The organism is Syntrophotalea carbinolica DSM 2380, assembly GCF_000012885.1.
Classification (GTDB): domain Bacteria; phylum Desulfobacterota; class Desulfuromonadia; order Desulfuromonadales; family Syntrophotaleaceae; genus Syntrophotalea; species Syntrophotalea carbinolica.
Map to the genome: position 1 here is coordinate 2,526,534 of NC_007498.2, position 12,781 is coordinate 2,539,314.

The following is a 12,781-nucleotide window of genomic DNA, read 5'->3' on the forward strand; positions in this document are numbered from 1 at the left end:
ACGGCCGTCAGCCAGGATTTCGCCTATTGTCACATTGTCCACACTTCAATAAATTTAAGGACATATTCAGTCCCGGTCAAGCTTCCTGTGATCTAAAAAAACCTGACGCCCCTCGAATAACACGCAAATGTATAAAAAACGCCCGCCGGGCGTGAACCCGGGCGGGCGTTTTTTTGAATGACATTGCTTATGCTTATCAGTAAGGCTGGGTGGACATCTGCTGCTGATTCGGCGTAATGGTGATAGCCACACGTCGGTTGATCTGACGACCGGCCTCGTTGGCATTGCTGGCAATGGGCTTGCTTTCGCCGTAGCCGACGGTCATCAGGCGAGCGGGTGCCACCCCATAACCGACCAGCACATTCTTAACCGCCTCGGCGCGCTGCCGGGACAACTGCATATTGTATTGCTCGGAGCCGGTGCTGTCGGTATGTCCGGCAATCTGGATGCTGGTCTGGGGATAATTGTTGAGCACCCCGGCAACTCGCTGCAACTCGTCGTAACCGCCGGATTTGACGGAATAGGAATTGACATCGAACAGCACGTCGGACTTGAACGTCACCGCCAGCACTTCGGCATCACGTTGAATACTGGCCCCTTCGACCCCGGCCAATTGCTGCCGCATGGCCTGTTCCTGCTTTTCCATATAATTGGCATAGAAACCGCCTACCGTCCCTCCCAACGCGGCACCGATACCGGCACCGATAAGAGTACCCTCGGTATCACCGCCGATGAGTTGTCCCAATCCTGCGCCTACGGCCGCACCAGCCCCCGCGCCGATGGCCGTGCCTTTCTGGGTCCGCGTCATGGGCTGGCTGCAACCGGCAGCAACCAGGGAAAGCACCGCAACAACAGTCAAAAATCTTTTCATAGCCTGCTCCTTCCTAGAACAAATTATGGTTTTGAGTATAACGATGGCGAAACCTTATTCAAACCCACATATTTCTAACATGCCTCAGGAAAAATTCCTAGATCGTTTCAATAATACTTCACTCACAAACAGCCTGTATTCTTGAGACGGATTATCTTGAGGAAAGTTTACCAGCTACCCGCATTTTTTCTTATCCGCGTAATCAATTATGCCCGAGGTGCAAACCAGTTTTGTCTAAAAGACGAGGCGAGGCGATCGCAGCGCCCCCCATGACGAAGCCGCTCCCCCATCGGGGGCAGGCGAATCATCGTATATCCATACCTCCGAACAAAGTTGATCCGATGGACGAAAAGGCAGCGGCCTTGTGACAAAAATCGCAAGGACCTTTAGCAACCAGAATTCGCAACGGTCGATCAACCCGCTCCGGCTTAAAACTTGAAAATCTCGCCTTTTCCATGCTAGTTTGACGGTTTGTGAAAATGGGACACCAAATTTACGGAGGTTGACCGATGAAAATAAACAGAGAACAGGTTGAGCATGTCGCGCGACTGGCGCGGCTGGCATTGTCGGAGGATGAACTGGCCAGCCTGACCGACGACATGGATGCCATCCTCGGCTATGTCGAAAAGCTCAACGAACTCGATACCGATCATATTATCCCCACCGCCCATGCCGTACCTGTGGAAAACGCCTTTCGCGAAGATTGCGCCGGATCATCCATCGGCACGGACAAGGCCTTGCAGAATGCCCCCGAAGCTTCGGATAACTGCTTTGTCGTCCCCAAGGTTATCGAATAACATTGACTCCAGGGAACCTGGGCATGGCCTGACATCTGCCGCAGTTTCTGTCGCAGGCCGGCTCCGATCGCCCTGTACGCATACAGGAGAGCAACATGGCATTAACGGATTTGACTATCCACGAATTGCAGGCGCTTCTGAAAAACCGGGAAATCTCCTCTCGCGAGCTGACCCAGGCTTTTTTGACGCGCATTGCCGATACCGACCAGCGCATCGGCGCCTTTATCACCCAAAGTGAAGAAGCTGCCCTGAAAAACGCGGAGGCCGCCGACGCACGTCTCGCCGCCGGCAATGCGGCCAGCCTGACCGGTATCCCCTTGGCCCTCAAGGATATTTTTATCACCGAGGGCATGCGCACCACCTGCGCCTCGCGTATTCTTGACAACTTTGTTCCGCCGTACTCCGGCACCGCCGTGCGCAAGCTGCAGGAGCAGGACGCGGTTATCCTCGGCAAACTGAACATGGACGAATTCGCCATGGGCAGTTCCAACGAAAACAGCGCCTTCGGCACGGTCAAAAATCCATGGAACCAGGACTGCGTGCCCGGCGGCTCTTCCGGGGGCTCGGCGGCCTGCGTGGCGGCGCGTCAGGCTGTAGCCACACTCGGCACCGATACCGGCGGCTCCATTCGCCAGCCGGCATCCCATTGCGGCGTCGTGGGACTCAAACCGACTTACGGCCGCGTTTCGCGTTACGGGGTCATCGCCTATGCTTCGTCCCTCGACCAGGTCGGGCCGCTGACCCGTGACGTCGAGGACTGCGCCCTGATGCTTGGCGCCGTGGCCGGTTACGATCCGGCCGATTCGACCTCCATCAACACGCCGGTCCCCGACTACCAGGCCGCACTGAAACAGGGGATCCAAGGTCTCAAAATCGGATTGCCCAAAGAATATTTCATCGAAGGCCTGGATACGGATATTCGCCAAACCATCGACAAGGCTATCGCCACCTTACGGAAACTCGGTGCCGAGCCCGTCGAAGTCTCCCTGCCCCACACCGAATATGCCGTGGCCTGCTACTACCTCATCGCCACCGCCGAGGCGTCCAGCAACCTGGCCCGCTATGACGGCGTACGTTATGGCGAGCGGGTCGATCAGGGCCGCGGCTTAATCGACATGTACATGCAAAGCCGCGCCGCCGGTTTCGGCCCCGAGGTCAAACGGCGCATCATGCTCGGCACCTATGCCCTGTCGTCGGGTTACTACGATGCTTACTACCTCAAAGCCCAGAAAGTGCGCACCCTCATCCGCCAGGATTTCCTCGATGCCTTCAATCAGGTTGATGTCATCCTGACCCCGGTGGCACCGACTCCGGCCTTCCGTATGGGCGAGAAGACCGCCGACCCGCTGCAGATGTACCTTTCGGACATCTTCACCATCCCGGTAAACCTCGCGGGCACCTGCGGCATGAGCGTCCCCTGCGGATTCTCCCATGACGGTTTGCCTATCGGCCTGCAACTCATCGGCCGGCCGTTCGGTGAAGAAACGATTCTCAGGACCGCCTACGCGTACGAGCAGGCTACCGACTGGCACCGCCACTGCGCGCCCCTGTAGCCACGGATCGGGGAGCAAAGCCCCCGGTTCCAAGGGCATCGACCATGACATCCATGCAGGCACAGGCGAAACCCGGCCGGCATCCTGCGTGCGGAAGGAATCGACCATGACATCGCGATACGAAGTTGTTATCGGGCTGGAAGTTCACGTCCAGCTCACCACCCAGACCAAAATTTTCTGTAACTGTTCCATCGCCTTCGGCAACCAGCCCAACAGCCAGACCTGCCCGGTATGCCTGGGCCTGCCCGGAGCGTTGCCGGTTCTCAACCGCAAGGTCGTCGAGTACGCCATCAAAACCGGCCTAGCGACCAATTGCAGCATCGCGCCGCGTTCCATTTTCGCGCGCAAGAACTACTTCTACCCCGACCTGCCCAAAGGCTACCAGATCTCCCAGTTTGAACTGCCGATCTGCGAACACGGGCGCCTCGATATCGACGTCGATGGCACCAGCAAATCGATCGGCATCACCCGCATTCATATGGAGGAAGATGCCGGCAAGCTGCTGCACGACGACGGCGACACCTCGCGGGTCGACCTCAACCGCGCCTGCACGCCGCTGATGGAAATTGTTTCCGAGCCGGACATGCGTTCCTCGGATGAAGCCATCGCCTACCTGAAAAAGTTGCATCAGATCGTCGTCTACCTGGGCGTCTGCGACGGCAATCTGGAAGAAGGTTCCTTCCGCTGCGACGCCAACGTATCGATCCGACCCTGGGGACAGAAGGAATTCGGCACCCGTGCCGAGCTCAAAAACATCAACTCCTTCCGGTTTATCAAGCAGGCCATCGATTACGAAATCGAACGCCAGGCCGACATCCTCGATGACGGTGGCACGGTCGTCCAGGAAACCCGCCTGTTCGACACCGCCAGCGGCACCACCCGCTCCATGCGCAGCAAGGAAGAAGCGCACGACTACCGCTACTTCCCGGATCCCGACCTTGTGCCGTTGATCGTCTCGGACGACTGGGTTGAACAGATACGCCGCGAGCTGCCCGAACTGCCGGAAGCCAAGATTGCCCGGTTTGTCGGCGAGCTGGGTATTCCCCAATACGATGCCGAGGTTCTGGCCGCGGATCGGGCCATGGCCGAATACTATGATAGTCTGGTTAAAGCGCATGGCAACGCCAAGCTGTGCGCCAACTGGGTCATGGGCGAACTGCAGCGCGCACTCAACGACAGCGGCGCAGGTATTGCCGAGTGTCCGGTAACCCCGCCGATGCTGGCCGGCATTCTGCAACGCATCGACGACAACACCATCTCCAACAAAATCGCCAAGACCGTCTTTGATGCCATGTGGCAGAGCGGCAAGGATGCTGATACGATTATCGAGGAGCAGGGCCTCAAGCAGGTCACCGATACCGGGGCCATCGAAGCTGTCATCGACGAAGTACTGGCGGCCAACCCGAGTCAGGTTGAAGAATACCGAGGCGGCAAGGACAAGCTGATGGGCTTCTTCGTCGGACAGGTCATGCGTGCCACCAAGGGCAAGGCCAATCCAAAGACCCTGAATGAACTGTTGAAGAAAAAACTGACAGGGGAATAATCGGGGCGCCTTATTTATTTTCTGACCGCCTATGTCCTGCGCGCCCCATCGGACGTATAATGGGGCAAGGCGGCCAACCAGACAGACATCACAGCCCGTTGGAGAAAATCAGCATGTCCATCAAGCCTATCGAATACCGTGACGGAGTCGTGCGCATGATCGATCAGCGCCTGCTCCCCACGCAGGAGCTATGGCTCGAATACCGTGATTACCAGGCGGTTGCCGAGGCCATCCTTACCATGGTGGTACGTGGAGCGCCGGCCATCGGTGTGGCGGCGGCCTATGGCGCCGCCCTCGGTGCCCGCGACATCGAAGCCGACAGCTTCGAGTCTTTTCTCGCCGCCTTGAAAAACGTCTGCGACACCCTCGCCGCCACCCGCCCCACGGCCGTCAACCTGTTCTGGGCTCTTGAGCGCATGCAAGCCAAAGCCCGCGAACTCGCTGCGCTGCCGCTGGACGCCATCAAGGCGGCCCTGATGGACGAGGCCCAGGCCATCGCCGCCCAGGACGATGCCATCAACCGTGCCATGGGCCGGCATGGTGCCGAGCTCATCGCCGACAACGCGCGGGTGCTGACCCACTGCAACGCCGGAGCTCTCGCCACCGGCGGCTACGGCACCGCGCTGGGAGTGATCCGCGCAGCGGTGGAAAGCGGCAAAAAAATCAGCGTTCTGGCCGACGAAACCCGCCCTTTTTTGCAGGGATCCAGGCTGACCGCCTGGGAACTGCACAAAGATGGCATCCCCGTCACCCTGATCTGCGACAACATGGCCGGTGCCCTCATGCGCCAGGGCGAAATCGACTGCGTCATTGTCGGCGCTGACCGCATCGCCGCTAACGGCGATGTCGCCAACAAAATCGGCACCTACAGTGTAGCGGTACTGGCCAAAGAACACGGCCTGCCCTTTTATGTGGCCGCCCCCCTGTCGACCATCGACCTGAAAATTCCCGATGGCGATCACATCCCCATCGAGGAACGGGATACCAGCGAGGTTACCCATTGCGGCCCGACCCGATTGGCCCCCGAAGGCATCAACGTGCGTAACCCGGCCTTCGATGTCACCCCGGCAGGCCTGATAACTGCTATCATTACCGAACGCGGTGTGGTTCGGGGGGACTATGTCCGCGGCCTGGCCAACCTCTTTTAGGAGATGCCCTGATTCATGAGCCCGGAAAGCCTATCGGCGCAACTGGAGAGCTTCTGTAAACAAGGCGACGAGAAAGCCCTGGCTCATCTCGCCGCCGAGCTCGGCTTTGTCCAAAGCTCCAGAAGCGCCGCCAACCTTCTGTTGCTCTACCCGTGGGCCGGCAGCGGCGCCAATCTGGCTCAACTGGCGCAACAGGCCCTCGCTGCGGCAGACCCCGACCAGGCCCTCAACGGCCTGGAACGTCTGGCCGGCATGCTGCAACCGGAGGATCGACAGGCCCTTTTTTCCTCGACGCAGGCTTGCTGGCATGTGCTCATCGTTCTGGGAGCGTCCACCTTCCTGACCAACATCCTGTGCCGACGCCCCACCCTTTGCCGCCCCCTGTTTGTCGATGGCGGACTGCTGAAAAACAAAAATACCGCCGACATGCTGGACGACCTGTGCCGGCAATCTGACCGTCCCCGGAATTTTCCCGCCCTGCAAAAAGAGTTGCGCCTGTACAAACAGCAGGAGATCCTGCGCATCGCAGGCCGCGATCTTGGCGGCCTGGCGCCACTGGAAGAGGTCACCGCCGAACTGTCCGACCTGGCCGCAGCCTGCCTGCAGCGCGCAGTCGACATCTGCGGGGAACTGCTGCAAACCGAACATGGTGCCCCGCTGATCGACACGCCCGACGGTAACCCCGGAATCGAGGCAGAGTTCGTGGTGCTGGCCATGGGCAAATTCGGTGGCCGCGAACTCAATTTTTCCTCCGATATCGACCTGATTTACTGCTATTCAAGCGATCAGGGACAAACAACCGGAACCCCTGACGGCAAAGGCGGCATGAAAAACCGCCTGCGGCTCCACCAGTACTTTGTCAAACTCGCAGAACTGGTCACCCGCGCCATCGGCCAACGCACCGAGGAAGGATTGGTGTTCCGGGTCGATCTCGACCTGCGTCCGGAAGGCAAGAGCGGCGAAGTGGTCAACTCGCTGAGTAACACCGAAGCCTATTACGAACATTGGGGGCAGAGCTGGGAGCGCTGCGCCATGCTCAAAGCCAAGCCGATAGCCGGCTCTCTGGCCCTGGGCGAACAACTGCTTGACTATCTGGAACCGTTTATCTACCGCCGGTTTCTCGATTACACCATGATCGAAGACCTTAAATTGATGAAGCAGAAGATCAACCGCAACCTGACCCGTGAACGAGAAGGCGAGCTGAATCTCAAACTCGGTCGCGGCGGTATCCGCGAAATCGAATTCTTCATCCAGGCCATTCAACTGGTCCACTCCGGCAAGAAACCGGAATTGCGCGAACGAAACTCCCTCAAGGCACTGGCGCTGCTCCGCCGGGAAGGACTGGCCGACGAAGAAACCTACAACACCCTGTCCGAGGCCTATATTTTCCTGCGCACCACCGAGCATCGCATCCAGGTGGAGCAGGAACGCCAGACCCATAACCTGCCGCTGAACAGTCATGAGCTGTCGCTGCTGGGACGCCGCTGCGGTTTCGCCGAGCAAGGTGCGTTCATGGCCGAACTGGAGCGTCACCGCCAGGGTGTGGAAGCGATCTACCACGACCTGTTCTACACCGGTGAAGAGGAGGCCGCCATCGAAGTCAGTCGCGAGGTGCGCATGCTGCTCGATCCGGCCCTTGACGAAGATCTGGCCAAGGACCTGCTGGAAGAAAAAGGCTTCAGCCTTCCGGATGCGGCCTATACCAATCTACTGACTCTGCGGGACGGTCCGCCCCATGTGAGATTGTCGCCCATGGGCCGGCGCCATCTCGAGCGTATCGCACCGCTGTTGCTGCAGGAGGTCCTTGATTTTCCCGAACCGGACATGGCGCTGAGAAACCTGGAGCATTTTTTATCCGGCCTGCATGCACGGGCCACCTTTTACGCGCTGCTGGCTGAAAATCTGCAGATTCCCAAGCTGCTCATTTCCTTGTTCGGCACCAGCCAGTTTTTGTCCCGCAATCTCATCCAGCATCCGGAAATCCTCGACATGCTGGTGGCCCGGGCCCATGCCGTGGAACGCAAAGACCGCGACACCATGAAACAGGATCTTGAACGCCTACTGCAATTGGCGCCCGATTACGAAGGCCAGCTCAATGCCTTGCGCCGCTTTCGCAACGAAGAATTCCTGCGCATCGCCCTCAACGATCTGTATGGCAAAATGGCTCCCCAGGAAGGCCCACGCCAACTGACGCAAGTGGCTGAAATTTGCCTTGAAAAAGCGGTCTTCATTGCTCGTCGGGAACTGCTGCCGCGCTTCGGCATCCCGACATGCCAGAACCCGGATGGCAGCATCGGCGAAGCTGCATTTGCGGTTGTCGGCATGGGAAAACTCGGGGGCTGCGAACTCACCTACCACTCGGATCTGGACATCATTTTCATTTTTGAGGGGGAAGGGAACACCGCGGCGGCACCGGAAAGCGACCCCGAGCGATTCCGGCCACGCAGCAATCAGGAATATTTTGCACGACTGGCCCAGCGTATCATCTCCATATTGGGCCTGATTACCGGCGAAGGTTACGTGTACCAGCTCGACACCCGTTTGCGCCCTTCGGGTCATCAGGGTCCGTTGGTCACCAGCCTGTCTGCCTATCGTGCCTACCACGCTACATCGTCACAGCTCTGGGAACGCCAGGCTTTAATCAAAGCGCGGGTGGTGGTCGGGCCGGCCCCGCTGGCCGAACGTATCGCCGCATGCAATCATGCGATTGTTTACCAGAGCCCCCTGCCTGCAGATCACAAACAGGAGATTTATCGTCTGCGTCAACGCATGGAACAGGAAATCGCCCGCGAGGACGGCGGCCGGCTCAATATCAAGACCGGCCGCGGCGGGCTTGTCGATGTGGAATTTCTCGTCCAGTACCTGCAACTTTTGCATGGCGACAGCTGCCCGGCGCTACAGACTCAGAACACGCTGACGGCCCTGAAGGTTTTGCATCGCCAGGATCTGCTGAATAAAACCGACTATCGTCTGCTGGCCAGCGGTTACCAGTTTTTACGTCGTCTGGAGAACCGTCTGCGCCTGGTTCACGACCAATCCATCAACGCCTTCACCGACGACCCCGCCGGCCTGGCAAAAATGGCCCGACGCCTCGGCTACCAGCAAGACCGGGCCGACCGCCAATTGCTGACCGACTACCACAACGCGACGGAAAACATCCGCGCCATCTTCGATCGTTATCTGGCCCCGGAAAAAATGACTTCCGACTGACACCAAAGGCCTGCGCATCCGGACTTGTACTTCGCTATTTCGATGTTTTAATGGAAAGGTGACTCGTAGCAAGGAGAAAGTATGATCCGGATATCGTTTTTCCTATGGATAATCCTGATACTGCTACCCGGTCCGGCCTTGGCTCTGGCTCCCGAGTTGACTGGCGTATTCCCCGCCGTTGCAAGCCCCGGAAGTCCCGTGAGCATCATCGGCGGTCCTTTCGAGCAACAAGTCCGGGTCGTTTTCGGAGACCTCACCTTGCAACCAGCCAACATCACGCAAAAGCGGATCACCTTTTCCGTGCCGGAACTTCCGGAAGGCGATTATCTGCTGTTTTTGCAACAGGGGCAGGAAAAATCGGCACACAGTCTGTTTTTCCGGGTTGCCCTTCCGGCCCCGGGCATTGTCAGCCTGGTCCCATCAAAAATTGAGGCGTGTGTGACCGGCTCTCAGAGACAAGTGACGATCCAGGGTAGAGATATTCTGCCCGGAGTTCAAGTACTGCTGGACGGCGTAGCTCTGGCGGCAGACCGTGATGACGACAGTCTGGTCATCACTTTACCCGAGCTGACACCGGGCATGCACCAGGTTCAACTGGTCAATCCCAATGGCAAATATTCCCTGCCGGTAGCCCTGCTCATCGATGCCCTGCCCGAAATCCAAAACGTGTCCCGAGGGGAGGAAAACGTCAATTATTACGAACTACGAATCTCCGGGAGAAATTTTTTTCACAACTCCACGCTGATGGTCAACGGACAACCAATTACCCCTTTTTATCCTGGCTCGTTAAAGGTTGACAGCCTCTCTTTTCTGGATTGCAACACCCTGATCTACAAACGTTACCCGCCCAGCAGCCAACCGACCCAACTGACCCTGCAAATCGTCAATCCGGACGGCAGGGAAAGTGCCGTTTATTCTCTGAGCGCACCGTGAATGCCAAGAAACCGGCAGCACGCCTTGCCGAACTCTTCAGACAGGCCCCACCCCAAGCCCTATCCTTATCCAAATTAACTCTGATAGCCTCCCGACAAAGCGGATTAACGCATCAATGGTCTTGCCGTCCATGGCCGGGCTGTGGTACCAATGCGGAACTTTTTTCTGAGAGGCGCCATGATTCACGTTACCAATATTTCCAAACAGTACGGCTCGCAGGTTCTTTTTCAAGGGGCCAGTTTTCAACTTCCCGCCGGTACGCGCACCGGTCTGGTCGGCCCCAACGGTGCCGGCAAGACCTCCATTTTCCGGTTGGTAACCGGCGAGGAGACGGCGGACAGCGGCGATATTGCCTGCGCAAAAAAAACCGTCATCGGCTATTTTTCCCAGGATATCGGCGAAATGGCCGGCCGCTCGGCCCTTGCGGAGGTCATGTCCGCCTCGGCCCGCACCATCGAACTCGGTGAGCAGATTCGCGATATGGAAGCCGCCATGTGCGAACCGATGGAGGACGATGCACTGGCTGCGCTTCTTGAACGTTACGGCGACGCCCAGGAAGAATTCGAGCATCGCGGCGGTTACGATCTCGAAAGCCGCGCCCAGGCGGTTCTAACGGGTCTCGGTATCGACCCGGAGGCCCAGGCCCGCCCGGTGGAAACCTTCAGCGGCGGTTGGAAGATGCGTATCGCTCTGGCCAAAATCCTGACCCTGAACCCCGACGTGCTGTTGCTCGACGAACCGACCAACCACCTCGATGTCGAATCCATCATCTGGCTGGAAAACTGGTTATCCGAGGACTACCAGGGGGCGGTGCTGTTGACCAGCCATGACCGCGACTTCATGAACCGTCTGGTGACACGCATCATTGAGGTCGGCAACCAGACCGTCACCACCTACGGCGGCAATTACGATTTTTACCTGCGGGAGCGACAGATCCGCCGCGAACAACTGATGGCCAGCTACCGACGCCAGCAGGAAATGCTGGCCAAGGAAGAAGAGTTCATTGCCCGCTTTGCCGCCCGCGCCTCGCATGCGGCCCAGGTGCAGTCGCGGGTCAAAAAACTCGAAAAGATCGAACGCATCACCTTGCCGCCCGAGCAGAAAGTCATGCGTTTCGAATTCGCCGAACCGCCGCGCAGCGGTGACGACGTGGTGGCCATGCAGGATCTGGCCAAGACCTGGAAAACCCCGGAAGGCGGGGAAAAACATGTTTTCAGCGGCGTTTCGGGACTGATCCGGCGTGGCGAAAAAGTCGCCGTGGTGGGCGTCAACGGTGCCGGCAAATCGACCTTTCTCAAGGTGCTGGCCGAACAGACCGACCCCACCTCGGGCACGGTAACCATTGGCGCCAACGTACATCCGGGCTATTTCAGCCAGCACTCCATGGACATCCTCGACCCTCAAAAAACCGTATTCGAAACGATCAGCGAAGCACTGCCCATGGCCACCGTCGGCGTGGTGCGCAACCTTTGCGCCGCGTTTCTGTTCCAGGGGGACGATGTCGAAAAACGCATCGGCATCCTGTCCGGGGGAGAAAAAAGTCGCGTTGTGCTGGCAACCCTTCTGGCCAGACCGATCAATTTTTTAATTCTCGACGAACCGACCAACCACCTGGACATCGTCTCCCGCGAAATTCTGCTCGATGCCCTGAAAGAATTTGCCGGCACAGTGGTGCTGGTCAGCCATGACCGACACTTTCTGCGTTGTCTGGTCAACCGCGTTCTGGAAGTCGACCACGGCCGGATGCTAGCCTACGAAGGCGATTACGATTATTACCTGCACAAATCGGGACGCGACCCCCTGCACAACCCCACCGCCCAGCCTTGAACCCCGAAGTGCCGTCCGGTTTATCGCATCAACTGTAGTTGCCGGGCACATTTCCGATGTCTCGGCAATAATTCGCGTGCACCATGTAAAAAGACCTCTCCAGCGTTGCGCATCCGGAGAGGTCTTTTGTTGCAATATTATGCAGGACTGCGGCCTAGGCCTGTTTTTTCAAAAGCTCCAGCGCCTGGACCAGTACGGCTTCCGGAGCGACGGAAGCATCCAGGACATGATGCGCGGCACTGCGATAGAGATTTTCGCGGGCAGCCAGAACTTCGCTCACCTCTTCAACAATGGGGCGCCCGGTAAGGGTCGGCCGCTGGCCGGCATCGGGATAGGCTTCGAGACGGGCGGCCAGAACTTCTGCCGGTGCGGAAAGGTAAAAAACCGTACCGTTGGCGCGCATGAAGTCACGATTTTCCTCGGACAGGACCATCCCGCCGCCGGTCGCGACGACGATGCCAGGCTTGGTTACGGTACGCAACGCTTCACTCTCCCGGCGCCGGAAACCTTCCCATCCCTCCGTGACCACGACATCGGCCACCGTCAGATTGGTCGTTTCCAGCATGTACAGGTCCGTATCTACAAAGGGGTAACTCAATGCGTTTGCCAGGGCTTGTCCAATCGTTGTTTTTCCTGCCGCACGGGCACCGACCATGAAAATGGTTTGAGTCATCCTAGTCATTCCTTTCGCTTCAAGTTTATTTGACCCTGAATTTTCCATATAAAATTCCGGGGGACTTAATTTACAAGCTAAAAGCAATGGGTTTGTTTACAAATCTTGAATATCTACCTTTTCAACAAACCCTGTTACAGAATATTTTCAATAATATAAGGGTTCATCAGTATAGAAAATTTTATCCTGCTCAGCAATGTCATTTTGCCTGTACAACAAAATTACT

The 12,781-nt window shown here is 57.8% G+C and carries 9 protein-coding genes; 7 read left to right on the forward strand and 2 right to left on the reverse strand.

The window, feature by feature from the left end; all coding sequences use genetic code 11:
* Positions 1-196 precede the first annotated feature (196 nt).
* A complete protein-coding gene (locus PCAR_RS11875; protein ID WP_011341918.1) occupies positions 197-871 on the reverse strand; it encodes an OmpA family protein in 675 nt (224 codons plus the stop codon).
* 509 nt (positions 872-1,380) lie between these two features.
* Between PCAR_RS11875 and gatC the strand changes: the two genes are divergently transcribed.
* The 7 genes from gatC to PCAR_RS11910 all read left to right on the forward strand — a co-directional run bounded on the left by gatC (position 1,381) and on the right by PCAR_RS11910 (position 11,882).
* Positions 1,381-1,668 (forward strand): Asp-tRNA(Asn)/Glu-tRNA(Gln) amidotransferase subunit GatC, encoded by a 288-nt coding sequence (gatC, locus tag PCAR_RS11880; RefSeq protein ID WP_011341919.1) that lies wholly within the window; start codon positions 1,381-1,383, stop codon positions 1,666-1,668.
* 95 nt (positions 1,669-1,763) lie between these two features.
* Positions 1,764-3,221 carry an Asp-tRNA(Asn)/Glu-tRNA(Gln) amidotransferase subunit GatA gene (gene gatA, locus PCAR_RS11885; protein ID WP_011341920.1) on the forward strand — a complete coding sequence of 486 codons (1,458 nt, stop codon included), beginning with the start codon at positions 1,764-1,766 and terminating at the stop codon, positions 3,219-3,221.
* 106 nt (positions 3,222-3,327) lie between these two features.
* Positions 3,328-4,764 (forward strand): Asp-tRNA(Asn)/Glu-tRNA(Gln) amidotransferase subunit GatB, encoded by a 1,437-nt coding sequence (gatB, locus tag PCAR_RS11890; protein ID WP_011341921.1) that lies wholly within the window; start codon positions 3,328-3,330, stop codon positions 4,762-4,764.
* A 113-nt stretch (positions 4,765-4,877) separates the two neighbouring features.
* A complete protein-coding gene (gene mtnA, locus PCAR_RS11895; protein WP_011341922.1) occupies positions 4,878-5,912 on the forward strand; it encodes an S-methyl-5-thioribose-1-phosphate isomerase in 1,035 nt (344 codons plus the stop codon).
* A gap of 15 nt (positions 5,913-5,927) precedes the next feature.
* Positions 5,928-9,122, forward strand: a complete 3,195-nt coding sequence (gene glnE / locus PCAR_RS11900; protein ID WP_011341923.1) for a bifunctional [glutamate--ammonia ligase]-adenylyl-L-tyrosine phosphorylase/[glutamate--ammonia-ligase] adenylyltransferase — start codon at positions 5,928-5,930, stop codon at positions 9,120-9,122.
* A gap of 81 nt (positions 9,123-9,203) precedes the next feature.
* Positions 9,204-10,055 (forward strand): IPT/TIG domain-containing protein, encoded by an 852-nt coding sequence (locus PCAR_RS11905; RefSeq protein ID WP_011341924.1) that lies wholly within the window; start codon positions 9,204-9,206, stop codon positions 10,053-10,055.
* 177 nt (positions 10,056-10,232) lie between these two features.
* Positions 10,233-11,882: an ABC-F family ATP-binding cassette domain-containing protein gene (locus tag PCAR_RS11910; protein WP_011341925.1), complete on the forward strand. Its 1,650-nt coding sequence runs from the start codon at positions 10,233-10,235 to the stop codon at positions 11,880-11,882.
* A 154-nt stretch (positions 11,883-12,036) separates the two neighbouring features.
* On the opposite strand, the gene aroL is transcribed toward PCAR_RS11910, so the two are convergent.
* Positions 12,037-12,555 (reverse strand): shikimate kinase AroL, encoded by a 519-nt coding sequence (gene aroL / locus PCAR_RS11915; protein ID WP_011341926.1) that lies wholly within the window; start codon positions 12,553-12,555, stop codon positions 12,037-12,039.
* Between the last annotated feature and the right edge of the window lie 226 nt (positions 12,556-12,781).